This is a genomic window from Faecalibacterium sp. PGM34 (genome assembly GCF_054456555.1).
This window is the reverse complement of the sequence record NZ_CM136898.1, coordinates 2511368-2537701: the sequence shown is the minus strand read 5'-3', so window position 1 is coordinate 2537701 and position 26334 is coordinate 2511368. Positions and strand designations below refer to the sequence as shown.

Sequence of the window (26334 nt, the reverse complement as noted above, 5' to 3'; positions counted from 1 at the left end):
ACAAAAAATAAAACGCACAGGCGAGTTCAATACATCGTCTGTGCGTTGCTTTATGGAGCTGGTGACAGGAGTTGAACCTGCAACCCACTGATTACAAATCAGTTGCGCTGCCATTGCGCCACACCAGCAAAGGTTACTAGGATAGTATAACACAGGCACGGCCATTTGGCAAGGATTGTTTTTTGCGGGGGATGATAATCCTTGAAAACAGACAAAAATAACAGAAAACAATACACAAGTATAAAAATATGCTACAATTTTAAACAATTTTACATTGCAAATTTTTTGACGATGTGCTATGCTGAAACGTAGAGAAACGCCGCCGGAAAGGCGGCTGCAAACAGATTTGGAGGATTTGTATTATGGCTGACCGCATTGTTCTGAATACCATCTCCTACCACGGCCACGGTGCTATCGAGAACATCGTTCCCGAGCTGACCGCCCGCGGCTACAAGAAGGCTTTCGTCTGCTCCGACCCCGACCTGATCAAGTTCGGCGTTACCAAAAAGGTCACCGACCTGCTGGATGCCGCAAACTTTGCCTACGCTGTTTACAGCGAGATCAAGCCCAACCCCACCATCGCCAACGTACAGGACGGCGTGGCTGCCTTCAAGGCCGCCGAGGCTGACTGCATCGTGACCATCGGCGGCGGCTCCTCCATGGATACCGCAAAGGCCATCGGCGTCATCATCAATAATCCTGAGTTTGCGGACGTCCGCTCTCTGGAAGGCGTTGCTCCCACCAAGAAGCACGCCGTGTTCACCATCGCAGTGCCCACCACCGCCGGTACTGCTGCTGAGGTCACCATCAACTACGTCATCACCGATGTGGAGAAGAAGCGCAAGTTCGTCTGCGTCGACACCAACGATATCCCCGAGATCGCTGTGGTCGACCCCGATATGATGTCCTCCATGCCTAAGGGCCTGACTGCTGCTACCGGTATGGACGCTCTGACCCACGCCATCGAGGGCTACATCACCAAGGGCCACTGCGTTATCTCCGATATGTTCCATCTGGAAGCCATCAAGCTCATCAGCCAGAGCCTGCGCGGCGCTGTGCAGAACTCCCCGGAGGGCCGCGAGGGCATGGCTCTGGGTCAGTATATTGCCGGTATGGGCTTCTCCAACGTGGGTCTGGGCATCGTGCACTCCATGGCACACGGCCTGTCTGCCCTGTATGACACCCCCCATGGTGTGGCCTGCGCTATCCTGCTGCCGGTGGGTCTGGAGTACAACAAGAGCGTTGCCGGCGAGCGCTACCGCGCCGTGGGCAAGGCGATGGGCGTTATGGGCATCGACGAGATGAACGATGTGGAAGCCGCTGATGCCACCATCGCTGCCGTCAAGCAGCTGAGCGCAGACGTGGGCATCCCCGCAAACCTGCACGGCATCCTGAAGGAAGAGGACATCCAGTTCCTCGCCGAGTCCGCTTTTGCAGACGCCTGCCGTCCCGGCAACCCCCGCGACACCAGCGTGGAGGAGATCGTGGAGCTGTACAAGAGCCAGCTGTAAGCTGTAAAAAATAAACTCCGAGAGCCGCTGCACCGTGTTTGTGCAGCGGCTTTTTTAGCGGAATGATGCGTTCGTAAAATGAAATCCCGTACCAATTGTAACATTTTCAGCCGTCCTCTTGTATAAACCGGCGCAAGCGAGTACAATCAGAGCATAAAATTTGAAGGCGAGGAAAGCGCGATGACACTGAATTTCTACACGCTGGGCGTGCTGTATCTGGTCTATTCCTTCCTTGGGTGGGTAGGGGAGACCGTGGTGGCTACCTTCCGGGGCAAGCGGTTTGCAAACCGCGGCATGGCGGCGGGGCCGTTCTGCTTTGTGTACGGCACTACGGCCATCCTGATGGCAGTGGGCTTTGCAGATATGCGCACAAAGCCGGTGGCGTTGTTTGTGGCCTGTATGCTCACGGCTACCGTGGTGGAGTGGCTCACGGCAAAGCTGCTGGAACGGCTGCACAACCGCAAATGGTGGGATTACTCCGATAAAAAGTTCAACCTGAACGGCTACGTCTGCCTGCAATACTCGGTGCTGTGGGGCGCGCTGGGCATGGTGACCGTGCTTTGGGGCAACGGGCTGCTGCTGCGGCTGTGTGCCCTTGTGCCGGGCTGGCTGCTGCATCCGCTGGTGTGGGCGGCGCTGGGCATCGCGGCGCTGGACCAGCTGGGCTCGGCGGTGCTGGTGGGGCGGTATGCAGCGCAGCACCCGGTGCTGGAACAGCTGAACCAGAAACTAGAGGCGCGCTCCGATACCCTGCGCCGCCGCATTGCCGTGTATGTGGAAAAGCGCATCCAGCGCGCCTACCCGGAGGCCGCCCGGCAGCAGCCCACAGCGGTGCAGAAGGGGCAGGCCGACTTCCTCAGCGTGGGCGACCTGCTGTGGCTGTTCGTCATTGGGGCGTTTCTGGGCGATATGGTGGAGACCGTGTTCTGCCGCCTGACCGCCGGGGTATGGATGAGCCGTTCCAGCTTGGTGTGGGGGCCTTTCAGCGTGGTGTGGGGTCTGGCGCTGGCTATGGCTACCGTGCTGCTGCGGCAGAATCAGGATAAAAGCGACCGCTATCTCTTTGCCTTCGGCACGGTGCTGGGCGGCGTATATGAATATGTGTGCAGCGCCGTCACAGAGCTATTGTTCGGTACCGTGTTCTGGGATTACAGCAAGTTCAAGTTCAATCTGGGCGGGCGCATCAACCTGCTGTACTGCTTTTTCTGGGGCATTGCGGCGGTGCTGTGGATGCGCTACGGCTACCCGCTGGTGCTGAAGCTGATAAAAAAGGTGCGCGGCCATATCCGTCCGTGGATGACGGCGGCGCTGGCGGTGTTCATGGCGGTGAATATGCTTACCAGCGCGCTGGCACTGGCGCGGTACAATGCCCGCACCAGCGGCGAAGCGCCCAACGGACAGCTGGAAGTGTTCCTTGACGCGCATTTCGACAACGCCCGCATGGAGCGCATTTACCCCAACGCCAAAAAAGTGACCAAGGCAGAGTAAAACCCATATTTCCCCTTGCGTTTTTGCCGGAAAACCGGTATAATATTCTTTGGATAAAAGGGAGTAAGGGGCGTACCTTGGTTAAAAACGGTGCGCTGTACTGTGGCGACAAACCCGGCAGAAATGCCCGATGCAGTACCGGATGCTTGAGACTTTTATCACATTTTCCCGTTCCGGGCAGGATGTGATAAAGGTCTTTTTTTGTGCCTCTGCTGCCATCATTTAAAAAAAGGAGAGATATTATGCTGATCCCTGTTCTGTTGTTTATCGTGGGTCTGCTGTGCCTGATCAAGGGCGGCGACTGGTTTGTGGACGGTGCCACCGGCATCGCCCGCCGCTTCCATGTGCCGGAGCTGCTCATCGGTGCCACGGTGGTGTCCATTGGCACCACCCTGCCGGAGGTCATGGTGTCCACCACCTCTGCCCTGACCGGTCACGGCGAGATCGCCTACGGCAACGCCATCGGCTCGGTCATTTGCAACGCTGCACTGATCGCCGCCATCACCATTGCGGTGCGCCCGGGCAAGGTTGACCCCAAGAGCCTGCGCACCCCGGTAGCCTTCTTCTTTGTGGCTGCCGCTTTCTATGCCGGTGTGGCCTACACCACCGGCTCCTTCACCCGCCCGGTGGGTCTGATCCTGCTGGCCATATTCGTGGCTTACATCGTGTGCAACGTGCTGGCTATGAAGAACGCCCCCGCCCCGGAAGAGGAGGAGCAGGCAGAGGAAGGCTCCTTTGCCAAGGAACTGGGTCTGCTCGCCATTGGCGCAGTGCTCATTGCTGTGGGCGCTGACCTGCTGGTGGACAACGGCACCCTCATCGCACAGGCACTGGGCGTGCCGGAGTCGGTCATTGCGCTGACCTTTGTGGCACTGGGCACCTCGCTGCCGGAGCTGGTCACCGCCATTACCTCGCTGGCCAAGGGTCACGGTGCGCTGTCGCTGGGCAATGTCATCGGTGCAAACGTGTTCAATCTGGTACTGGTCAGCGGCGTGTCCGTCACGCTGGCACCCTTCAGCATCCCGCAGAACTCCACCATCGCAGGCATGAACGCCTCGCTGGTGATGGATATCCCGGTCATGTTTGCCGTGATGCTGCTGCTCACCCTGCCCGCACTGATCAAGGGCAAGCTGAGCCGCCCGCAGGGCATTGCACTGCTGTGCATCTATGCCGCCTTCTGCGCCGTGCAGTTCAGCATCTGATCCGCAAGTTAATAGTTAAGGCTGCTGCACAGGGTTTTGTGCAGCAGCCTTTTTATGTGGGACGACTTGGAATGCGCTCCGCGTTCGCTTTGCGCATCATCATCGGAAAAGATATTTTTTGTTTTGGAGTTCTGAAAAACCTGCGGACTTTTCAGAACTCCTTTTTCACAGGAGGGATATAGAGGTAAAGGACAGCCGCGCGGCGGGGACGCTGCGGCACGAAAGTCAACTTTTGAAGATCGACCCGGAGCAAGAGCCTTCACCCCTTCCGGGGAAGGGAATGGCTTTTGTGGAAAAGGAGTTTCCCTGTTGACGGGGGATATTGCAAAAGGCCGCAAAACCCGGAACTTTTCTGCAGCACTATGGCTCAAAAAGTTCCGGGTTTTATACAATATATATCAGAGTATCGTTTGGCGACGGTTCTGCATTTATTTATGCGAACTGCACACAGTTTACTTCCACAGGAAGTTTTCAGCGGCGTTTGCAAAGACCAGCTGCCAGCACTCCCAGTCGTGGGCTGCGGGTACCTGCAGGTAGCTGTAATCCAGACCCAGCTCGCTCAGGTTCTCACCGAAGGTCTTGACGGGTGCCAGACCAAAGTCCCAGTTACCTGCAGCCAGCATGATCTTAGGCTTCACGGTCAGAGAGGACAGATGGTTGCGCACGCTCTGGCTGGTGATGCCCTCGACACCGCCGAAAGCGCCATCCACATTTGCATAACTCCAGATGCCGTAATAGCCAAACAGCTCGGTGTGGTGCATCAGCATATTGCTGGTGGTAGAGCCGCCCATGGACAGGCCCGCATATGCACGGCCCTCGGCGGTGGTGCTGACGTTGTAGTGGCTCTCAACGTAGGGCATGATGTAATCGATCTGGTCGGTCTCGATCTCGGAATACTTCCAGTTGGCGCCGGAGTGACCTGCGCCCTGACCGTACTGCTGATTGTTCATGGTAACAACAATAAACGGCTCGGTCTTGCCTTCTGCGATCAGGTTATCCAGAATGTTGGCCACAGCGCCCTCATTCATCCAGCGCAGCTCATCGCCATAGATATCGCCGGAAGTACCATGGGACAGGTACAGCACCTTATAAGGCTCGGCGCGGTTTGCATCGTAGCCAGCCGGCAGGTACACTGCCAGACCATGCTCGGTGGCGTCTGCACCCGTGTAAGATACGGTCTGCACTGTACCACGCTTGTTTGCATCGGCCTGCGGCAGTTCCACAGAGCGGTCTGCCCAGGTGCTGGTGCCCTGCTTGTCGGCATCATACGGGACATAGACCATGCTGGACAGGCTGCGGATGCCGGTAGCTTCGTTGATCATCGTCGGATTGCTGGGGTCGTCCAGACGGGCAATCTGGTCGCCGTTTTCAGCGGTCACGCGGAAGTTATAAACGAATGCACCACTGGACAGCGGCATCTGTACACCCCAACGGCCATCGGCAAACTTTTCCATCTCCACATAGTAGGTGGTATCGCCGTTGCCGCCTGCGGGAGCCAGACCCGCCGTGTAGTTATACGGCGTAGCAGCCAGCGAAGCATCAATAACGCCCGCCTTGCCACCGGCCGGGTCAAACAACATAAAGCAGTCGCTGTACAGTTCTACCTTGGTCAGCGGGTTCTCTGCCGTGTTGATGGTCAGACCGGCTTTTGAGGTGTAACTCTTCTGCTCCTTGTAAACAAACGTGACAGTGTAGCCTGTGGGCGAGTTTTCGTCCTTCTCGACCGTAACACCCGGGGCGTACTTGGCATAGATACTCTTGTTGAAGAGCTTGATTTTGACATTCTCTGCCCAATCTGCAACAGCAGAGGCTGAGATGCAGTTTTCTTCCGCTGCCGGAGTTGCAGCCACAGCGGCGGTTGCTCCGCTCAGTGCCATGGACAGCACCAGTGCGGAGGTAATGGTGGTTTTGAGGATACGTTTCATGGTTTTTCTCCTTCCCAGATTTAACGATGCTCTTTTAGGCTTCTGACATGGTTTGCGGCATTCTCCTCTCTGTCTGAAATGATATCGGTTCAAGATCTTGAATGTTCCGAAATTTTTCTGTTTTTTACCTGCACCCGTCCAAAAGTGCAAAAGCATAATGTACAATTCTACTCGTCATTATGAATGTATTTTGTTCATTTTTTGTCTTATCGTGGAACTAATATATCACATTTTATCTGCCGTTTACGTTGCCTTTTGTGATTTGATTCTTGCAAATTGTGACATGCTGTCTTTGTCGTAACCAAAAACAAAACAATATCTGCTTGTTGCCATTGTAGGAGCAACACTGGCTCCCCGAGGGGTAAAAAAAGTGGGTCAGAAGCGCCCACAGGCGTTTCTGACCCACAAATAGAGCTATATTTTTGTTTTACAGCTGGCAGGCGGTATCGTAACCGGTGCGGATGGCGTTGGAGATATCCGCAGCCTTACCGGCGGCATCGCCGATGGAATACACCGGAATACCGGCAGCTTCCAGCGCAGCAGCATCAAATTCGTTGGAGCGTGCGCCCATGGCCAGCACGATGTAATCGCAGGGGATGGTCACCTCTGCGCCGTCCTTGTTCTCGCAGACGACGGCGTCCATGCGGAACTCCTTGACCTTGTGGCTGGGGTACTGCTCCACGCCGTAGGTCTTATAGTTTTCCAGCAGGGTGGGCAGAATGGTGGTGCTCTCGCCTGCGGCGATCTTGTCCATCATCTCGATAACGGACACCTTGCAGCCGCGGGCAGCCAGATACTCTGCGGTCTCGCAGCCCACCATGCCGCCGCCGATGACGGCAACCGTGCCGTACACTTGCTGCTCACCGGCCAGAACCTTCCATGCATCGGCCACGTTCACGCTGTCGATGCCGGGAATGCGGGGTGCGGCGCTGTGTGCGCCCACAGCGTTGATGACAGCCTCGAAACCGGCGTCCTTCAGCTGCTCGGCGGTGCGGGTCTGACCCATGCACAGGTGCACACCGGCGTTGCAGACCGCGTGGATCAGATCCTGTGCGGCGCGGCGCATCTCCTCCTTGCGGGGAGGTACGCAGGCAATGTTCAGCTGACCGCCCAGAGAGGTGGTCTTTTCAAACAGGGTCACGTCATGGCCGCGCAGCGCTGCCACACGGGCGGCTTCCAGGCCGGCAGGGCCGCCGCCGAGGACGGCGATCTTCTTTTTCTGCGCTGCGGGCTGGATGCTGCGGGTGTTCTCGTAGCCGTTCTCCGCGTTCAGCACACAGGAGAGGAACTGACGGTTCTGGATGGCATCGGTGCAGCCCTTGTTGCAGCTGATGCAGCGGCGGATATCGCAGGCCTTCCCGGCAGCGATCTTGGTGCCCCAGTCGGGGTCTGCCAGCAGCGGACGGCCCATGGCAACCATATCTGCCATGCCGCTCTCGATGACACGCGCAGCCATATCGGCATCCACGATACGACCCACGGCGCTGACCGGCACATTGACGGCCTTTTTGATGTCCCCGGCGATCTTGACAAAGAAGCCGTAGGGCTGCACGCCCATGGGAGGAATGGTGTCGGCCATGTTGCCGGTGTGGTTAGCCTGTGCAACGTGGAACATATCCACGCCGTCCTCCACCAGCCACTGGGCAAACTGCACGGCGTCGGCCTCGTCGATGCCGCCCTTGCCGCGCTGCGGGGTGACGATGGACAGCTTGTAGTCGATGACCATATCCGGCACAGCCTTGCGGATAGCGCGGGTCAGCATCCGGGCAAAGCGGACGCGGTTCTCCAGACTGCCGCCGAACTTATCGGTGCGGTGGTTCATGCGGGTGGAGCACAGGCAGCCGTTCAGGCGGTCGCCGTGGATCTGGATCACGTCCACACCGGCCTTCTGGGCACGCACTGCGCAGGCGCACATCTTATCGATGATGGCCATCAGCATCTCCTCGCTGACCTCATCGGTGAAGAACATCATGTCGTGGTGCAGGCGCTGACGCATCTCGTCAAACTTTTTCTGCATGAACAGGCTGTTGATGGCGTCCACATCGTACTCCGGGTGGAAGAGCTGGATGCCCAGCTTGGTGCCGTAGGCGTGTACGCTGTCGGCCAGTGCCTTGAAGGCAGGGATCTGGCTGTCGTCAAACAGCTTGGGGGTGGGAGAAAAGCTGTTGATGGGTGCCACATCGCCCAGAACGATGTAGCCCACGCCGCCCTTTGCCAGACGGGTGTAGAAGCCCATGTCCTGCTCGCTGATCATGCCGTTTTTCTCGTAGCCGGTGGTCAGCGGGGGGAACATGATGCGGTTTTTAAAGGTCTGTCCGCCCACCTCAATGGGCTGCAGAATCACGTTTTGCATACGAAAGCCTCCTTGCAGATACGCTTTGCTTTACAGATTTGCTTTGATGAATGCTGCGGTCTTTTCCTCCACGGCGGCACGGGCTGCCAGCGTGGCAAAGTTGTGGCCGCCGCCTGCAATGGTGTCCACCTCGGGTGCGGTGTACACCTGTGCGTAACGGTTGCAGGTGCCCTCGTCCACCAGACGGTCATCGTCGGCGCGCAGCAGCAGCACCGGGCCGTTGTAGCCCTTGGCCTCGGTAAAGGGATCGGGGTGCTTGGCCATCTCGTAGTTAAAGGCCATCTTGTAGCACAGGCCCTCCATGTCGGCGTAGTCCTTGCCGGTCTGCACAACGCCGTCGGCGCGCTGTGCGCAGCCGAACCACATCCCGGCGCCCGGGCACAGCAAAATCAGGCCGTGGGGCTGGATGACCGGTGCGCACGAGGCCGCAATGTAGCCGCCCATGCTCTGGCCGGAGAGGAACAGCTTCTCGCTGTCCACATAGGGCTGCTCAGCTGCCCATGCAAAGATATCCTGTGCATCGGTGTGCAGGCCGTCGAAGCTCATATCCTCGAACTCGCCGTCGCTCTCGCCGTTGCCGTAGAAATCGAACCGGGCGCTGCCGATGCCCTGCGCTGCCAGAGCGCGGGACAGGTGGGTGTACATGGACTTGTAGCCGCTGCAGCTGCCGGCAAAGCCGTGCAGGTGCACCACAAAGGGTACCTTACTCTCGGTATCGGGCAGGGTCACGATGCCGCGCAGGGTGTGACCATTGCGGTTTTTAAACTGAACCTGTAAGATCTTCATGGTTTACTTGCACTCCTTTGCGGCGCGGCGGGCCTTCAGCTCGGTCAACATCTCAGCAGTCTTCTGCTTGGTCAGGGGGTAGACGAAGAACAGGATGGCAACTGCAATGCCGTAGCCCAGGAAGTAGATGCCGGTGTAGCTCTTCCAGATGGCGTTCACAACGCCTGCGGTCTGCACAGCGCCTGCGGTAACGTTGTAGCCGATGGCACCCAGCACAAAGCTGGACAGGCTGCCGGAAATGGCGCTTGCAAGCTTGCGGAAGAAGGAGTAGGTGGAGTAAACGATGCCCTCGTTGCGCTCGCCGGTCTGCAGCTCGTGGTAGTCGATGGCGTCGTTGACCATGGCCCAGATCAGCACCTGCATGCCGGAAGCGCCCAGATAGCAGATACCGTTGATGACGATGAAGGTCACGGGGTTATGGACGGGGAAGAAGAACAGGATGCCGAACACGATGGCGGCAAAGCCTGCGCCCATGCAGCACCACTCCTTCTTGCCGAACTTGTTGGCCAGAGGCTGGGTGATGGCAAAGGACAGCACAGCGTACAGCACGCTCAGCATACCGGAGACAGCCTGAATTTTAACGTTGCCGAAGAAGTCCTTATACAGGTAGGTGTTCAGACCGTTGACCACGGAAGCACCGATCATGCCGGTCAGGCTGAAGAACATAACGCCCAGCAGAGCCTTATTGTGAGAGATCTCCTTGAGCACATGCAGGTAGTTCAGCTTTTCGCCCTGCGGACGCTCGGGCACTTCCACGCGCTCCTTGCACCATACGCAGGTGATCTGCAGGCACAGCAGACCCAGCATAGCGCAGATGCAGGCCAGCATCAGGAAGCGGCCAGCCACGGGCTGGTTGTCCACATACAGGAACAGGGGGCCGACCATGACCATAACGGTCATGAAGATGGTGCCGCCAAGGCTGCGGTAGCGGGACAGTGCGGTGCGCTGGCTGACATCATCGGTCATCACGCTGGACAGGGTGCCGAAGGGCACGTTAACGCAGGTGTACAGTGCCTCGTACAGGACGTAGGTGACGAACATGTAGGCCAGACGCAGGCCGTAGTTGATGTTGCCCACATTGACAAAGCCAAGTATGCACAGCACTGCCATGGGGAAGGAGAAGGCGCGGATCCACGGGATGAACTTGCCGCCCTTGGTGGCCTTGCGGGAGTCCACGATGGCACCGATGATGGGGTCGTTCACGGCGTCCCAGATCTTGGTGATCAGCAGCAGGATACCCACATGGAAGGGGTTGACCTGCAGGATCAGGGTGTAGAAGATCGACAGATACATGGCGCGGTACTGCTCGGTGAAGCAGCAGCCCAGATCGCCCAGCGTATAGCCGATCTTGTCCTTCATGGAGAAGGGTCGGACGGTCTTTTTCTGGTCCATTGTGTTTTATCCTCCTTAAAAACAGTGAAACCACGAGACTTTTCGCACAAGTCTCTTTTCTACGCTTGCATTATACGTTAAATTTCCATCAATACATATCCCAAAAATGATTGAAAACTATCGTAAATTGATGTATTATGCAATTATAACAGATGTACTTTTCTGTTGTGTACAACAAACTGTTACACATGACAGTTTTGCGGAGGAATTTTTGGTGAACTATACAGCCAATCGTTATCTTTTTGAGCAGAGCGACGTCCGGGAATTTTACTCCGGCGCATATTACGACCTGTTTCTGGTCATACGGGGCAGCGGGGTATTCCGGTGCCCCGAGGTGGTGCTGCCCGCCCAGCAGCAGAACCTCATCATCTTCAAGCCCGGTCAGGGCGGCAGGCTGGAATACGCCGGTGCTTATGACCCGCTGGAACTTATCCGGGTGCAGCTGTCCCCCCAGACACTGGCGCAGCTTTCGGACGCGGACACCGACCTTGAAAAAAGCTTCAACGTGGTGCCCTTCCGGCAGGTGGCTGTGCGCCCGGACAGCCAGATCTATATGCTGCTGAAAAACCTTGCCCGGAAGCTGCTGATCCTCCCGCAGGAGCGCACCCAGTTCGGCGCAGCGTTGTTCGAGCATGGCATTCTGCAGATGTTCGTGGTGCTGGCGCTGCGTGCCTGCATCCATGCGGAGTTCCACACCGCATCGGTCAGCCGCCACCACCTGATGCTGGACGAGGTGTTTTTGTTTATTCAGGCGCACCTTACCGAGGAGCTGACGCTGGAGCGGCTGGAGAAGGAGTTTTTCGTTTCCCGGGAACATATTGCCCGGGAATTCAAGCGCCAGACCGGGCAGACGGTGCACCGCTATATCGTGAAAGCACGGTTGGACCGCTGCTGCAACCTCATCGAGCAGGGGCTGCCCATTACCGAGGTGTACAAGACCGGCGGCTTTGGCGGCTACAACCACTTTTTCCGCGCCTTTAAAAAGGAGTACGGCATGACCCCCAAGGAGTACTTCCACACCACCCGGCAGGACGCCCGGGGATGAATCCGGCAAAAGCAGCACCGTCCGCACCTGTGAAAAAAGCCGCCCGGAAAGATCCGCAGATCCTCCCGGGCGGCTTGCTTATTCTATTATTTGCCCTTACTTGCGGCGGGTGAGGCAGTTCAGCGCCATCACCACCAGCACGAGAAAGCCGATGACCAGCAGGATGCCGGTCATGCCGATGAGCATCATGGGCAGGGTGGTCATCCAAGAAGAAAGATGAAGCATAAAGGCACCTCCGTTAAGCCATCAGGGAAAGGATCAGTCCGCCGGCAAGGACGGATGCGATCTGCCCGGAAACGTTGACGCTGATGGAGTACATCAGCAGGAAATTCTGGCTGTCCTCGGCCAGACCCATCTTGTTGACCACACGTCCGCTCATGGGGAAGGCCGAAATGCCTGCCGCGCCGATCATGGGGTTCAGCTTTTTGCCCTCGGGCAGGAAGAGATTCAGTAGCTTGGCGAACAGCACGCCGCCAGCGGTATCAAAGATAAAGGCCACAAGACCAAGCGCCATGATGAGCAGGGTGTCCGGCCGGACGAACTTGTCGGCGGTCATCTGCCCGGCTACGGTCAGACCCAGCAGCAGGGTGATGAGGTTTGCCAGTACGTTCTGAGCGGTCTCGCTCAGGGAGTTCAGCACCCCGCACTCCCGCAGCAGGTTGCCGAACATCAAAAAGCCTACCAGCGCCACGCTGGCCGGAGCCACCAGACCGGCGACCACCGTGACCACAACGGGGAACAGGATCTTGGTCAGCTGGGTGACGTTGCCTTTTTCGTAGGGCATACGGATGCGGCGCTCCTTCTGGGTGGTCAGCAGCCGGATGACCGGCGGCTGCACGATGGGCACCAGCGCCATGTAGCTGTAAGCCGCCACCATAATAGCGCCCAGATACTGGGATTTCAGGGTGTTTGCCACAAAAATGGCGGTGGGGCCGTCCGCAGCGCCAATGACCGCAATGGACGCGGCGTCCTTCATATCAAAGAAGAACCCGGCCAGAAACAGGGTGAAAAAGATGCCAAACTGTGCCGCTGCGCCAAACAGCATGAGCCACGGCTTTTCCAGCAGCGGGCCAAAATCGATCATGGCACCAATGCCGATGAACAGCAGCAGCGGGAACAACTCGTTGGACATGCCTGCCTCAAACAGGGCAGAGATGGGACCAACGGTGTCGCCCTGCGTGATGGCGCCGGATGCGGGAAGGTTGACCAGAATGGCACCAAACCCCATGGGCAGCAGCAGACTGGGCTCCATTTTTTTGACGATGGCAAGGTAAATGAGCAGGGCACCGATGCCCCACATGACCACCATCTGCCATGTCAGCGCCCCGAAGTTTGAAAAGAGCGCGGCGAATGTGTTCCAGAAATTCATAATGCTTTCCTGCCTCCTTTTGTTCTGATGCTGCGGCAAGAAAAAAGAGACCCTTGCCACAGCGTACGATCTGTGACAAAAGTCTCAAGCGAACACATGACATCGGGCATTGCTGCCGTGATGACGCTGCCATGCAGCGGCCTGCCGGAAAAAGCCTTGACCGGCGGGCTGCCCTTTACTCCCCTTTATCGTTTTTATTGATACCAGAAACTGCCGCTTCTGTCAAGGGGGAAACTGCGGTTTTGCGCAAAAATCCAACCGTTTAAATCGTCAGTCCACCACCGGTACATCCAGCCCGAACTCCTGCGGGCGGAAGCGGGGACAGACGTTCTCGGTGATGCAGATGACCGAGGCGGCAAGACGGCTGCCGATCTCACAGGATTCTGCCAGCGTTTTGCCGTAGGTCAGGCCGATGACCGTACCGGCAAAGAAGGCGTCGCCCGCGCCGGTGGTGTCCATGACATCCACCTTTTTGGCGGGCACGATGCCGCAGCTGCCGTCCGCACAGGCGTATACCGCGCCCTGCCCGCCCATGGTCACCACCATGCTGGGAATGTTGGCGCTGCGCACGTTGCTGCTGAGCACCCGGCACATCTCGTCCGGGGAAAGGTGGTCGTAGTCGTCCGAGAACAGCAGCCCGGCTTCCTGCTGGTTGCAGACGAAACAATCGATCTGCTGCAAGAAATCCCGTCGCTCCATGGCGATGCTCATGTTGGAGACTACGGCAAACACCTTTTTGCCGTACTTTTTGGCGTAGCGCAGGGTCTGCTTTACCGTCTCTTTTTCAAGATCCAGTTCCAGCGCAATGGAATCGCAATCCGCAAAAATGGCATCGCCCTGCTCCTGTAACAGGCCGGTCAGCGGGGTGGTGTCCGGTCGCTTGGAGATGGCGGCGTGCACATCGCCGTCGTTGTCAAAAATGGCCAGCCATGTGCCCATGCCGTCCGGTTTTTTCTGGATAAAGCGGGTGTTCACCTTGTGCTTTGCCAGTTTGTCGATGACGTCCTGTCCCATGCCGGTGTCGTCCACCAGACCCACAAAGGTGGGGCGCAGCTCCACGTTGGCGATATCCTCCACCACATTGCGGCTCACGCCGCCGTGTACCTGCTCGATGCGTCCGGCGTTGCGCCCGCCGGGGATATAGGTGGAAAGGGGATAGCCCTTGATATCCACAAAAACAGCTCCGATGACTACGATGCCCATAAACGATAAACCTTTCTGACTTCAGTTGATTTTAACTGTATTATACAGGAAGCAGACAAAAGATGCTATCCTTTTGCGGAAAAATATCTCTCGGTCACGACCCCTTTCCGTGAAAAAGGGCTTCCGAAAAGTCCGCAGACTTTTCGGAAGCCCAAATAAAAAATAATTCTTCCGCTGATGATGCCCAAAGCGCAGCGGAGGGCATTATAAATCGTTACTTATCACATCGCCGTGCGGGCGGTGCGCACCAGATACTCCATGGCCTGCACCGGGTACTGCCCGGCGGCGGTTTCGCCGGTGAGCATCAGGCTGGATGCGCCGTCCAGTACGGCGTTGTAGATGTCGCTCACCTCGGCGCGGGTGGGCACAGCCCGGGTGTGCATGCTGTCCAGCATCTGGGTCACCACCATAAAGGGCACTCCGGCTGCGCGGCAGGAGGCAGAAAGCTGCTTCTGGCAGCGGGGCAGCTCCCACAGGGGCATGGCGTTGCCAAGGTCGCCCCGGGCAATGACTACCTCATCCACCAGCGGCAAAAACTCCGGCAGTGCCTGTACGCCCGCAAGGTTTTCGATTTTGGCAAGGATTTTCAGCTGCGGCGCACCGGCTTCTGCCAGCGCCTGCCGCAGACTGCGGATATCCGCAGCGCCGCGCACAAAGGGCAGCATGACCCCGGTGACGCCGCAACCGGCGGCGATGGCAAGGTTTTCCTTGTCCTCAGCGGTCAGGGTGGGCATCTGGATGTCTGCCCCCGGTGCTGCCAGACTTTTGCGGCTTTGCAGCACCCCACCCCGCACTACGGTGCACACGAGCGCGTCCGGCTCTGCGGTGTCCACTCGTGCCAGCAGCTTGCCGTCATCCAGCAGCAACTCCTGCCCGGGCTGTACGCCCTGCACCAGCGCAGCAGGGCAGGGGATGCCCTGCGCGCCCAGACGCACCGTCTGCCCAGCGGTCAGGGACAGCGGCTGCGGCAGACGGCCGATGCGCAGTTCCGGCCCTTGCAGGTCGATGAGCAGCTTTTTTACCCCGGCTTTGCGCAGCAGCGCCAGCCAGTCCTTGTGCGCTGCCAGCGGCCCGTGAGAAAGATTCATGCGGATGCCGGTCATACCGGCTTCCACCATCTGCTGCAAAAGCTTTACATCGGCACAGGCAGGGCCGATGGTTCCGTAAAAATCCATAATTCCTCCTGCAATTCGCGTTTTCTTTCTATTGTAGCATGACCGCGCAGCAAAAGATAGCCCGGCGGCGCATAAAAAAACACCGGAAGCTGATGCAAAGCCTCCGGTGTCTTTTTATGATGCCTTATGGGGTTTACTGCTACACTTTGCACCGCCTGCGTTCAGTACAAAGCTTACAGCTCCCTCTATTTTTAAAGGTTGTATTTAGTTTACAGCAGTTCGGGCGGTTCGTCAAGGGCTTTTTCCAGCTTTTGCCGGAAAAAACTGGAATATCACAACATTATCACAACTGCAACTGGTGGTAGCACGCGCCCTCCATGGTTTTCCAACAGGCGGTGTTTCCCTCCAAGGTCATGTAGCTGTGGGCGGTGTTTTCCTTGGGGATGCTCACAGAGCCGGGGTTCAGGTAAAGATTCCCCTGCCCGAAGTCCGTCCATGCGGGCACATGGGTGTGGCCGTGGAGCAGAATGTCCCCCGGGGCAAGGGGCGGCAGATGGTTCAGGTTGAACATATGGCCGTGGGTGACGTAGACCAGCCGCTGTCCCACCGGAAGCACAGCATAATCTGCCAGCACCGGGAAGGCGAGTACCATCTGGTCCACCTCAGCATCGCAGTTGCCCCGCACGCACAGCAGCTTGGGCGCAAGACTGTTCAGCAGCGGGATGACCTGCTTGGGGGCGTAGTCCCGGGGCAGGTCGTTGCGGGGGCCGTGGTAGAGCAGGTCTCCCAGAAAGAGCAGGCGGTCAGCCTGCTCCCGTTCAAAGGCCTGCTGCAGCTGCTGCGCATAATAATAGGAGCCGTGCAGGTCTGATGCGATCATCCATTTCATATACAGTGTCCTCCCTCAGAGCCGGTTTGCCTTATTGTAGCGCCTGCTGAAAAAATGGTCAATTGATTACAAAAGTCGTACTTTTGTACGAAACCCCTTGACATACCGCCGGGGATGTGGTATTCTGCTGGAGTTGCAGTCGGCAAATATGCAGGGTGCATATCGCGGGCAGCTGCCGCGATCATAAAAACCGTGTGGATTTTTACAGCAACATTGCTACTTTTCGCCACACAATGATCTTTAAAGGGTCATTGTGTGGCTTTTTTGTGCGCCGGAAACCGGCTGCAAGCCGATGCTGTGCCCGCCACATTTTTACTTTTTACAGATAGCAGGTGAAATTTTTCAATGAACGAAACTTTTATGAAGGAGAAGCCGGTGCTGCCGCTGCTGCTCTCGATGGCGCTGCCCAACGTGATCTCCATGCTGGTGAACAGCCTCTACAACATCGTGGACAGCCTGTTTGTGGCGCGCATCAGCGAGGACGCCATGACCGCGTTAAGTCTGGTGTTCCCCATCCAGAACTTTTCCAACGCCATTGCCATCGGCTTTGGCATCGGCATCAATGCCATGATCGCGCTGTATCTGGGCGCGGGCGACCGCGAAAAGGCCGAGACGGCCGCCACCCATGGCTTTGCGCTCAGCCTTGTGCACGGCGTGGTGATGATGGCGGTCAGCATCGCCATCATGCCCGGCTTTCTGCGTCGCTTTACGCAGGACGAGGGGCTGATCGCTGCCGGTATCACCTATTCCACCATCGTGTTCCTGTTTTTGGTCGTGAACATGGTCTCGCTGGCCTTCGAAAAGATCTTTCAGGCGGTGGGCCGCATGAAGGTGTCCATGATCGCCCTGATCACCGGCTGCGTGTGCAATATTCTGCTGGACCCGGTACTCATCTTCGGGCTGGGGCCGGTGCCTGCCATGGGCATTGCAGGCGCGGCACTGGCTACCGGCATCGGTCAGATGCTCAGCGTGGCGGTCTACCTTGTAGTCTACCTGCGCACCGACCTGCCGGTGCGGCTGCGCCGCAGCTGCCTGCGCCCGGACGCGGCGCTGGACGGCAGACTGTACGCCATCGGTATTCCGGCGATCCTGAATCTGGCGCTGCCCTCGCTGCTGGTCACCTTCCTCAACGGGCTGCTGGCAGCCTTCTCCCAGAGCTATGTGGTGGTGCTGGGTATCTATTATAAATTGCAGACCTTTTTGTATCTGCCCGCCAACGGCTTCGTGCAGGGCATGCGCCCTCTTATTGGCTACAACTACGGTGCGCGGGAGTACGCCCGGGTGAAAAAACTGTTCCAGCTGACCCTGTTCATGAGCGCTGCCATCATGGCGGCGGGCACGGTCATCTGTCAGTTTGCCTCCGGGCAGCTGATGGGGCTGTTCACCCCAAACCCCGAAACCATCGCCGCCGGGCAGACCGCTTTGCGCATCATCAGCATAGGCTTTGTCATCTCGGCGGTCTCAACAACCGCTTCCGGTGCGCTGGAGGGTCTTGGCAAGGGCGCGGAATCTCTGGTCATCGCGCTGTGCCGGTACGTTGTTTTCATCATGCCGCTGGCTGCACTGCTGTGCAATTGGCTGGGCGCAGACGGCGTGTGGCACGCCTTCTGGCTTACCGAGGTGCTGGCGGCGGTGGTCTCCGGCATCGTTTACCGCCGGGCGGTCACACATAAAAAATAAGAATTTCTGATAGGGGCGTTTCATAACGTCCCTATTTTTCATTGACACTACGGGAAAAGTACGGTAAAATAATTTTCGTGTTTTGACAAAAACTGTCAGTGCGCAAGATATTACAGAGGATGTGGAAGTATATGATCGAGACCATTGCCGCCGTCAATCAGGCGGTGAACAGCTTTATCTGGGGCATCCCCGCCATGGTGTGCATCATTGGCGTGGGGCTGCTGCTCAGTGTCCGCACGGGCTTTTTGCAGATCCGCAAATTTCCTTACGCCATCCGCACCACCGTGGGACGGATGTTCCGCAGGCGGGACGCCTCGGACGGTGCCATGACCCCTTTTCAGGCGGTGTGCACCGCGCTGGCGGGCACGGTGGGCACTGGCAACATTGCCGGTGTGGCGGGTGCTATCGCCATCGGCGGCCCGGGTGCTGTGTTCTGGATGTGGTGCTCTGCGCTGCTGGGCATGTGCACCAAGTTTGCCGAGGTGACGCTGGCTGTGCATTTCCGGGAGCGCAGCGATACCGGCGAGTGGGTGGGCGGCCCGATGTACTATATTAAAAACGGCCTTGGCCGCCGCTGGCAGTTTCTGGCCGTGCTGTACGCGCTGTTCGGCGTGCTGACCGTGTTCGGCACCGGCAACGCAACGCAGGTAAATACCATCGTGGCGGCAGTGGATACCGCCCTGCTGGAATACGGGCTTGTGGGCAATGGCTTTCTGCCCACCCTCAACCTCATCGTGGGTATCCTTGTGGCGGTGCTGGTGGCGCTGGTGCTGCTGGGCGGCATCAAGCGCATTGGCAGCGTAAGCGAGAAGCTGGTGCCCTTTATGGCACTGTTCTACATTGTGCTGTCGGTGGGCGTGGTGGTGCTCAACTTCTTCCGCCTGCCCTACGTGCTGGAATCCATCGTGGCGGGTGCGTTCAACCCCGCTGCCTTTACCGGCGGCACCATCGGCAGCCTGTTCGTCAGTATGCAAAAGGGCGTTTCCCGCGGCATCTTTTCCAACGAGGCCGGTCTTGGCACCGGTTCTATCGCCCATGCCTGCGCCGACACCAAAAAGCCGGTCAAGCAGGGTATGTTCGGCATTTTTGAGGTGTTTGCCGATACCATTGTCATCTGCACCCTGACCGCGCTGGTCATCCTGTGCAGCGGCACCCAGGTCAGCTACGGCGCAGCGGCCGGTGCAGAGCTGACCATCTCCGGCTTTACTATTACCTACGGCGGCTGGGCTTCCATTTTTACCGCTGTGGCGCTGTGCTGCTTTGCTTTTTCCACCATCATCGGCTGGGGGCTGTACGGCTCCCGCTTTCTGGTGTTCCTGTGCAAGAGCAACAAGGTGGCGCGCCCCTTCTTTGTGGTGTATGCTCTGGTAGCCATTCTGGGCGCTACCATGGATCTTGGCCTGCTGTGGAGCATCGCCGATACCTTCAACGGCCTGATGAGCATCCCCAACCTCATTGCATTGCTGCTGCTTTCCGGCACGGTGGTGCAGCTGACCCGCGCCTTTTTTGAATCGGAAGGGTGAGCGGCAGCGCTGCCCATAGTGGACAGAAACGCCGGAACGCGGTATACTGAAAAAAAACAACGGTGGCTATGCACCACAGGAGGTTCTAACGTGGAAAACTTTAACGAACTGCTGCAAAAGTATGCAGATTTTATCGTCCGGGTGGGTGTGAACCCGCAGCCGGGACAGACCCTGATCATCAACTGCCCGCTGGAGGGTGCCCCGCTGGCACGGCTGTGCGTGCGCAGCGCCTACGAGGCCGGTGCGCGGGACGTGCAGGTGAACTGGCAGGATGACGCCGTTACCCGCATCCGCATGGAGCTGGGCAGCGAGGACGCCCTGACCGACCACAAGGGCTGGCAGCTGCGCCGCTATCTGGACTACGCCGAGAGCGAGGGCGGTGTGTGTGTGCTGCATCTCATCGCGGACGACCCGGAACTGTTTGCCGGGCTGGATGGTGCCAAGATCAGCCGGGTGAACAGCGCGAACCGCAGCTTTATGCAGCCGTGGCGGGAGTACACCATGAACGACCGTGTGCAGTGGTCCATCGCTGCTCTGCCCGCAGAGCCGTGGGCAAAGAAGATGTTCCCGGAGCTGGACACTGCCGCCGCCATTGAAGCACAGTGGAAGCTGATCTTTGATACCTGCCGTGTGACCGGCGGCGACCCGGTAGGGGAGTGGCAGAAGCATCTGGACCGTCTGAACGAGCTGGGCGCAAAGATGAATGCCCTGGATCTGGAAAGCGTGCATTTTGAAAGCGCCAACGGCACCGACCTGACCGTGGGTCTGGCAGAGCAGGCCGTGTGGGAGAGTGCCGGCAGCAAAAACGAGAAGGGCGTGCCCTTCCTGCCCAACATCCCCACCGAGGAGGTGTTCACCGCACCCCATAAGGATAAGGTGGACGGCATCGTTTACGGCACAAAGCCCTACGTCTTTAACGGACAGCTGATTAAGAACTTCCACGTCACCTTCAAGGACGGCAAGGTGGTGGAGCACGGCGCAGCTGAGGGCGCAGACCTGCTGGGGCAGCTGCTGGACACCGACGAGGGCGCACGCCACATCGGCGAGGTGGCGCTGGTGCCTGCTTCCAGCCCCATCAACCGCAGCGGCAAGCTGTTCTACAACACCCTGTTTGACGAGAACGCCGCCTGCCACATCGCCTTTGGCGACAGCTACCCCGGCACCACCGTGGGCGGCACCGGCCTTTCCAAGGAGGAGCTGGCAGCCCGCGGCATGAACCACTCCTCCCTGCACGAGGACGTGATGATCGGTGCAGAGGACAGCCGTATCACCGGAAAATGCCGCGATGGCCGCACCGTGCAGCTGTTTGAAAACGGCGTCTGGGTGCTGTAAAAAGCCCAAAAGGGTGTTCAACTGCAAAAAAATTGCGAAAATGCTTGCATAAATCGCAAGAGTATGCTATATTCTAGTAGTACGATATAGTTTAACCTGAAACGTGGGCCGCAAGGTCCGCGTTTCTTGTTTGTTTGGAGGTTTTTTATGGCGAAGCAGTCTGGCGGCAACACCGCGCAGAGAGTGGAAGCGCTTGTCCGTCCCACGGTGGAAGGCATGGGTCTGCGCCTGTGGGATGTGGTTTTTGAGAAGGAAGGGCCGGACTGGTATCTTCGCATCCTCATCGACCGGGACGGCACCATGGATACCGACACCTGTGCAGAGGTGTCCCACGCACTGGACCCCATTCTGGATGAGGCAGACCCCATCGACCAGAGCTATTATCTGGAAGTGGGCAGCCCCGGCCTTGGCCGCAAGCTGACCCGCCCGGAGCACTACGAGGCGCTGAAGGGTCAGAAGGTGCGGGCAAAGCTCATCCGCCCCAACGCTGACGGCGTGCGGGAGCTGTCCGGCATTCTGACCGGCCGCGAGGGCAGCACCGTGACGCTGGAAAGCGAGAACGGCCCCGTGACCTTTGAGGTGAACGCAGCCTCCGGCGTGCAGCTGTGCGACGACGAGGATCTGTTCAACTGAGAAGTACCGTCTCTGATGGAGAAAAGAGAACAAAATATATAGGAGGAACCCGAAAAATGACAGCAGCGAATAAGGACTTTTTTGAAGCGCTCTCCATGCTGGAGCATGAGCGCGGCATCACCGCAGAATACCTGATCGAAAAGATCAAGGCGGCTATCATCATTGCCGTCAAGAAGAACTACGAGGTCGAGGAGGATCACATCCGGGTGGATATCGACCCCGACACCGGCCGCTTTGACGTGGCGCTGATCCAGGACATCGTGGCAGACGAGGACTGGTACGACGAGCACGCCGAGATCGGTGTGACCGAAGCGCGCAAGATCCGCAGCAGCTACGAGGTGGGCGACCGCATCATCACCCCGCTCAAGACCCGCGATTTTGGCCGCATTGCCGCCCAGACCGCAAAGCACGTCATCCGTCAGGGCATCCGCGAGGCCGAGCGCAACCAGCAGCTCAGCGAGATCCAGTCCCGCGCACATGACATCGTGCAGGCCACTGTTACCCGCGTGGATACCGAGAAGGGCATCGTAGCGCTGGATCTGGGCAAGGGCGGCGAGGCAGTTCTGCCCCGCAACGAGCAGGTGCCCGGCGAGGTGTACACCGAGGGCGAGACCCTGCAGGTCTACATCGTGGACGTGGTCAGCACCGAGCGCGGCCCCCGCGTGATGATCAGCCGCACCCATCCCGGCCTTGTCAAGCGCCTGTTTGAGCTGGAAGTGCCCGAGATCTTTGACGGCACTGTGGAGGTAAAGGCCATCAGCCGCGAGGCCGGTGCCCGCACCAAGATGGCTGTCTGGTTCAAGAACCCCAACGTCAACCCTGTTTCTGCCTGCATCGGCGAGCACGGCGCCCGTGTGGCCGCTGTTGTGGAAAAGCTGGGCGGCGAGAAGATCGACATCGTCAAGTGGAGCGAGGATATCTCTGAGTTCATCTCCGCAGCCCTGAGCCCCGCCAAGGTGGTCAAGGTGGAGCTGCTGCCCGGCGAGACCCGCTCCTGCCGCGTCACCGTGCCCGACCAGCAGCTGAGCCTTGCCATTGGCAACAAGGGTCAGAACGCCCGCCTGTGCGCACGCCTGACCGGCTACAACATTGATATCCGTCCCGAGAGCGGCTACTACGGCGAGGACGAGGAGCCCAAGAAGGACGCAGCAGACGCTGAATAAGCCCGGCACCATCTGCCGAAGGAGGGAAACCGGATGGCACAAAAAAAGATCCCTGCCCGCCAGTGCATCGGCTGCATGACCAGCCGCCCCAAAAAGGAGCTGGTGCGCGTGGTGCGCGCACCCAGCGGGGAGATCAGCATCGATCTGGTAGGCAAAAAGCCGGGGCGCGGCGCATATCTCTGCCCGGACCCGGACTGCCTGACCAAGGCAAAGAAGAAAAAGGCGCTGGAGCGCTGCTTTGAGCAGCCGGTCCCCGCCGAGGTATACGACGCGCTGGCTGTACAGCTGGCCGCAGCCGCAAAGGAGGCCGCAGCCGATGGCAAAAAAGAATAACGCCCCCGCAAAACCCAAGCTGCCCCCGGAGGAGGCGCTGTATCAGGCCGTGAGCCTGTGCCGCAAGGCCGGTGCGCTGACCATGGGCTTTGACGCCGTGGAGGAAGCCTGCGTCAAAAGCAAGGCATGGCTGGTGATGACCGCATCGGACATCAGCCCAAAGACTTTGCAGCGCCTGAACTATGCCGTGGGCGACTTGGTGGATGTGTTCACCATGCCGCTGACGCAGGATAAGCTGGCCGATATCAGCCACAAGCCCGTGGCTGTTTACGCGGTGACCGACCGCAACCTCGCAAAGCTCTGCTTCGACCGCCTGTCGGACTGCGGAGTAATCAAAAATGAGGAGGATATGAGCGAATGATCGTAAAATATAAAGTGAGTGACTTTGCAAAGGATCTGAACCTTTCTGCAAAGAAGGTGCTGGACGAGCTGGCCGCTATGGGCAGCACCGGCAAGAAGAACAGCTCCAATCTGGAGGAGAACGAGCTGAACTATCTGCTGGAGAAGTTCAGCAAGGATAACAGCGTGGCAAATCTGGACGAGTTTTTGAACAGTGCCAAGGCTCCCAAGGAGGAGCCCAAGGCTGACCAGAAGGCCGAAAAGAAGGCTGAAAAGAAGCCCGAGGCTCCCAAGGCTGACAAAAAAAACCAGCAGACCGCCGCAAAGGCCGAGCAGCCCAAGGCAAACAACAATAACAACAACGGCAAGCACGGCGATAAGAAGCCCGAGCAGCACAAGAAGCGTGAGGAAAAGACCGTTTCCTTCAGCGAGCTGGCACGCGAGACCGGCGCAAAGGCTACCGCTGCCCCCGCACAGGCAGTCTCTGTCCGCCGTGAGGACAATCAGGTCACCGTGGATACCCGCACTGTGGATATGAACGTGGATCGCTTTGATGCCCGTTACGATGATCTGGCCTCTACCAAGAACACCGAGAACCGCCGCAAGCCCACCCCGCAGGGTAACAAGCAGAAGTTCACCCAGCGCGGCCAGCGCCAGCGCCAGCAGTTCCAGAAGGGCAAGCGTGAGACCGAGTTCGAGCGTCTGCAGCGCATCCAGCTGGAGAAGGCGCGCAACGCCCAGCTGAAGGTGCTGATCCCCGACGAGATCACCGTGGGCGAGCTGGCTGCCCGCCTGAAGCAGCAGGCCGGTAAGGTCATTGCCAAGTTCATGCAGATGGGCGAGATGCACGCCATCAACGATGTGATCGATTTCGACACTGCAGCTCTGCTGGCAGAGGAGTTCCACGCAAAGGTCGAGCACGAGGTGCACGTTACCATCGAGGAGCGCCTGTTCACCCAGGAAGAGGATGCACAGGAGGATCTGGTGGAGCGTCCCCCGGTCGTCTGTGTCATGGGTCACGTTGACCACGGCAAGACCAGTATTCTGGATGCCATCCGCAAGACCAACGTCACCGCAGGCGAGGCAGGCGGCATCACGCAGGCCATCGGTGCCTATCAGGTGCGCATCAACGACAGCAAGATCACCTTCCTCGACACCCCGGGTCACGAGGCGTTCACCTCCATGCGTGCCCGCGGTGCCAACATGACCGATATCGCCATTCTGGTCGTGGCTGCCGATGACGGCATCATGCCTCAGACCATCGAGTCCATCAACCACGCCAAGGCTGCTGAGGTCAAGGTGATCGTAGCCATCAACAAGATGGATAAGCCCACCGCCAACCCCGAGCGCGTGAAGGAGGATCTGACCAAGTACGGTCTGATCCCCGAGGACTGGGGCGGAGATGTGGCCTGCATCCCCGTGTCTGCAATGACCGGTATGGGCATCAATGACCTGCTGGAGCGCGTTGTGCTGGAGGCTGAGGTCATGGAACTGAAGGCTAACCCCAACCGCCGCGCCAAGGGTGCTGTGGTCGAGGCACGTCTGGACAAGGGTCAGGGCCCCATCGCCACCATTCTGGTGCAGAACGGCACTCTGCACGCCGGTGATGTCATCATTGCCGGTACCGCTGTGGGCCGTGTGCGTACCATGCGCAACGATAAAGGTCAGCTGCTCACCGATGCCGGCCCCTCCACCCCTGTGGAGATCACCGGCCTGACCGCCGTGCCCGAGGCGGGCGACCTGTTCGAGGCTGTTGAGGACGAGCGTCTGGCCCGTGAGCTGGCCGAGCAGCGCATTGCTGCCGCCAAGGAGAAGCAGTTCTCCTCCTTCCAGAAGGTCACGCTGGATAACCTGTTCAGCCAGATGGCACAGAACGACATGAAGGAGCTGGCCATCGTGGTCAAGGCCGACGTGCAGGGCTCTGCCGAGGCTGTGAAGCAGAGCTTGGAGAAGATCTCCAACGACGAGGTGCGTGTGCGCGTCATCCACGCCGGTGTCGGCGCTATCAGCAAGTCCGACGTGGATCTGGCCGATGCCTCCAACGCCATCATCATCGGCTTCAACGTCCGCCCGGATAACGTGGCCAAGGAAGAAGCCGCTGCCACCAAGGTGGAAATGCGTATGTACCGCGTCATCTACGATGCCATCAACGATGTCACCGACGCTATGAAGGGTATGCTGGCACCCAAGTTCCGCGAGGTCGCTCTGGGCGAGCTGCAGGTGCGTCAGGTGTACAAGATCTCCAACGTGGGCACCGTTGCAGGCTGCCGCGTGACCAGCGGCAAGATCACCCGCGACAGCAAGGTGCGCGTGGTGCGTGACGGCATCGTCATTGCCGAGGACGAGATCGCATCCCTGAAGCGCTTCAAGGATGACGCCAAGGAAGTGGCCGAGGGCTACGAATGCGGCGTGACTCTGGAGAAGTTTGCGGACGTCAAGGAAGGCGACGTGTACGAAGCTTTCAAGATGGAAGAATACCGCGACTAAGATTTAAAATAACCCTCTCCGTCATTGCTGACGCAATGCCGCCTCTCCCGAGGCAGGAGGCTTGCAGAGAAACGGAAAAGCATCCCGTATCCACGCAAAAAGCTCGCCCATCGGGAGAGCTGCCAAGCGAAGCGAGGCTGAGAGGGTTTTCTTTTTAAAGGAGAAACGGAATGTCTCAGAAAAATATGGGCCGTCTTGCGCAGGATATGAAGCGCGAGGTCATTGCCATCATCGGCCGGCTGAAGGACCCGCGGCTGGAGGGCGGTCTGCTGACCGTCACCCGTCTGGACGTGACGCCGGATCTGGATGTGGCAAAAGTGTATGTAAGCGTGATGGGCCGTGCGGACGGCCCCAAGCCCGCAATCGAAGCGCTGAACCGTGCCGCAGGCCATGTGCGCACCGAGGTCAGCAAAAAAATGCACATCCGCAAGGCACCCCGCTTCATCTTTGTGGAGGACGACGGTGCAGCCTACGCCGCCCACATCAACGAGCTGCTGCGCAGCCTGAACGTGAACGGCGAGGAGGAAGCACGGCCTGCCGATACCGAACAGACCGAGGACTGACTG

General features: G+C 58.5%; 22 protein-coding genes and 1 tRNA gene. 13 read left to right on the top strand and 10 right to left on the bottom strand.

Annotated elements, in window-relative coordinates; all coding sequences use genetic code 11:
• Positions 1–53 precede the first annotated feature (53 nt).
• Positions 54–128 (bottom strand) — tRNA-Thr (locus ACXPUX_RS12240).
• A gap of 234 nt (positions 129–362) precedes the next feature.
• On the opposite strand from ACXPUX_RS12240, the gene fucO reads away from it, so the two are divergent.
• The 3 genes from fucO to ACXPUX_RS12225 all read left to right on the top strand — a co-directional run bounded on the left by fucO (position 363) and on the right by ACXPUX_RS12225 (position 4201).
• On the top strand, positions 363–1511 hold the full coding sequence (gene fucO, locus ACXPUX_RS12235) for a lactaldehyde reductase (protein ID WP_458828539.1): 1149 nt from the start codon (positions 363–365) through the stop codon (positions 1509–1511).
• A 180-nt stretch (positions 1512–1691) separates the two neighbouring features.
• Entirely contained in the window at positions 1692–2999 is a 1308-nt protein-coding gene (locus ACXPUX_RS12230) for a putative ABC transporter permease (RefSeq protein ID WP_458828538.1), read from the top strand.
• A 242-nt stretch (positions 3000–3241) separates the two neighbouring features.
• Positions 3242–4201: a calcium/sodium antiporter gene (locus ACXPUX_RS12225; protein ID WP_270478245.1), complete on the top strand. Its 960-nt coding sequence runs from the start codon at positions 3242–3244 to the stop codon at positions 4199–4201.
• A gap of 452 nt (positions 4202–4653) precedes the next feature.
• On the opposite strand, the gene ACXPUX_RS12220 is transcribed toward ACXPUX_RS12225, so the two are convergent.
• The 4 genes from ACXPUX_RS12220 to ACXPUX_RS12205 all read right to left on the bottom strand — a co-directional run bounded on the left by ACXPUX_RS12220 (position 4654) and on the right by ACXPUX_RS12205 (position 10657).
• Positions 4654–6126 (bottom strand): alpha/beta hydrolase, encoded by a 1473-nt coding sequence (locus ACXPUX_RS12220; protein ID WP_458828537.1) that lies wholly within the window; start codon positions 6124–6126, stop codon positions 4654–4656.
• Between the two features lie 427 nt (positions 6127–6553).
• The gene (gene bilR, locus ACXPUX_RS12215) at positions 6554–8479 is read right to left on the bottom strand and encodes a bilirubin reductase, long form (protein WP_458828536.1); all 1926 of its coding nucleotides are present in this window, start codon (positions 8477–8479) and stop codon (positions 6554–6556) included.
• A 30-nt stretch (positions 8480–8509) separates the two neighbouring features.
• Positions 8510–9265 (bottom strand): alpha/beta hydrolase family protein, encoded by a 756-nt coding sequence (locus tag ACXPUX_RS12210; protein WP_458828535.1) that lies wholly within the window; start codon positions 9263–9265, stop codon positions 8510–8512.
• A gap of 3 nt (positions 9266–9268) precedes the next feature.
• Positions 9269–10657 carry an MFS transporter gene (locus ACXPUX_RS12205; RefSeq protein WP_458828534.1) on the bottom strand — a complete coding sequence of 463 codons (1389 nt, stop codon included), beginning with the start codon at positions 10655–10657 and terminating at the stop codon, positions 9269–9271.
• A gap of 214 nt (positions 10658–10871) precedes the next feature.
• Here ACXPUX_RS12205 and ACXPUX_RS12200 point away from each other — a divergent pair, with 214 nt between their 5' ends.
• The gene (locus tag ACXPUX_RS12200; protein WP_458828533.1) at positions 10872–11702 is read left to right on the top strand and encodes a helix-turn-helix domain-containing protein; all 831 of its coding nucleotides are present in this window, start codon (positions 10872–10874) and stop codon (positions 11700–11702) included.
• A gap of 96 nt (positions 11703–11798) precedes the next feature.
• Here ACXPUX_RS12200 and ACXPUX_RS12195 read toward each other — a convergent pair whose 3' ends face one another.
• From ACXPUX_RS12195 to yfcE, 5 genes are all read right to left on the bottom strand, one after another.
• A complete protein-coding gene (locus tag ACXPUX_RS12195) occupies positions 11799–11927 on the bottom strand; it encodes a hypothetical protein (protein WP_015538181.1) in 129 nt (42 codons plus the stop codon).
• 13 nt (positions 11928–11940) lie between these two features.
• Entirely contained in the window at positions 11941–13071 is a 1131-nt protein-coding gene (locus ACXPUX_RS12190; protein ID WP_112090222.1) for a sodium ion-translocating decarboxylase subunit beta, read from the bottom strand.
• Between the two features lie 270 nt (positions 13072–13341).
• On the bottom strand, positions 13342–14274 hold the full coding sequence (locus tag ACXPUX_RS12185; RefSeq protein WP_249241766.1) for a carbohydrate kinase family protein: 933 nt from the start codon (positions 14272–14274) through the stop codon (positions 13342–13344).
• A 221-nt stretch (positions 14275–14495) separates the two neighbouring features.
• The gene (pyk, locus tag ACXPUX_RS12180) at positions 14496–15449 is read right to left on the bottom strand and encodes a pyruvate kinase (RefSeq protein WP_458828532.1); all 954 of its coding nucleotides are present in this window, start codon (positions 15447–15449) and stop codon (positions 14496–14498) included.
• A gap of 283 nt (positions 15450–15732) precedes the next feature.
• Entirely contained in the window at positions 15733–16278 is a 546-nt protein-coding gene (gene yfcE / locus ACXPUX_RS12175) for a phosphodiesterase (RefSeq protein ID WP_458828531.1), read from the bottom strand.
• Between the two features lie 345 nt (positions 16279–16623).
• Between yfcE and ACXPUX_RS12170 the strand changes: the two genes are divergently transcribed.
• The 9 genes from ACXPUX_RS12170 (at position 16624) to rbfA (ending at position 26331) form a co-directional block, all read left to right on the top strand.
• A complete protein-coding gene (locus tag ACXPUX_RS12170; RefSeq protein ID WP_458828530.1) occupies positions 16624–17958 on the top strand; it encodes an MATE family efflux transporter in 1335 nt (444 codons plus the stop codon).
• A gap of 131 nt (positions 17959–18089) precedes the next feature.
• Complete coding sequence (locus ACXPUX_RS12165) at positions 18090–19481, top strand: alanine/glycine:cation symporter family protein (protein WP_458828529.1); 1392 nt, start codon at positions 18090–18092, stop codon at positions 19479–19481.
• A gap of 90 nt (positions 19482–19571) precedes the next feature.
• On the top strand, positions 19572–20813 hold the full coding sequence (locus tag ACXPUX_RS12160) for an aminopeptidase (RefSeq protein WP_458828528.1): 1242 nt from the start codon (positions 19572–19574) through the stop codon (positions 20811–20813).
• 147 nt (positions 20814–20960) lie between these two features.
• The gene (locus ACXPUX_RS12155; protein ID WP_113621268.1) at positions 20961–21446 is read left to right on the top strand and encodes a ribosome maturation factor RimP; all 486 of its coding nucleotides are present in this window, start codon (positions 20961–20963) and stop codon (positions 21444–21446) included.
• 56 nt (positions 21447–21502) lie between these two features.
• Positions 21503–22609, top strand: coding sequence for a transcription termination factor NusA (nusA, locus tag ACXPUX_RS12150; protein WP_458828526.1), 1107 nt, complete (start codon positions 21503–21505; stop codon positions 22607–22609).
• A 33-nt stretch (positions 22610–22642) separates the two neighbouring features.
• Positions 22643–22942, top strand: a complete 300-nt coding sequence (gene rnpM / locus ACXPUX_RS12145) for an RNase P modulator RnpM (protein WP_005922334.1) — start codon at positions 22643–22645, stop codon at positions 22940–22942.
• Positions 22926–23303, top strand: a complete 378-nt coding sequence (locus ACXPUX_RS12140) for a L7Ae/L30e/S12e/Gadd45 family ribosomal protein (RefSeq protein WP_458828525.1) — start codon at positions 22926–22928, stop codon at positions 23301–23303. The genes rnpM and ACXPUX_RS12140 overlap by 17 nt, the downstream gene beginning before the upstream one ends.
• Positions 23300–25768, top strand: a complete 2469-nt coding sequence (gene infB, locus ACXPUX_RS12135) for a translation initiation factor IF-2 (RefSeq protein WP_458828524.1) — start codon at positions 23300–23302, stop codon at positions 25766–25768. The genes ACXPUX_RS12140 and infB overlap by 4 nt, the downstream gene beginning before the upstream one ends.
• Before the next feature lie 170 nt (positions 25769–25938).
• Positions 25939–26331: a 30S ribosome-binding factor RbfA gene (rbfA, locus tag ACXPUX_RS12130; RefSeq protein ID WP_458828523.1), complete on the top strand. Its 393-nt coding sequence runs from the start codon at positions 25939–25941 to the stop codon at positions 26329–26331.
• The last annotated feature ends 3 nt before the right edge of the window (positions 26332–26334 follow it).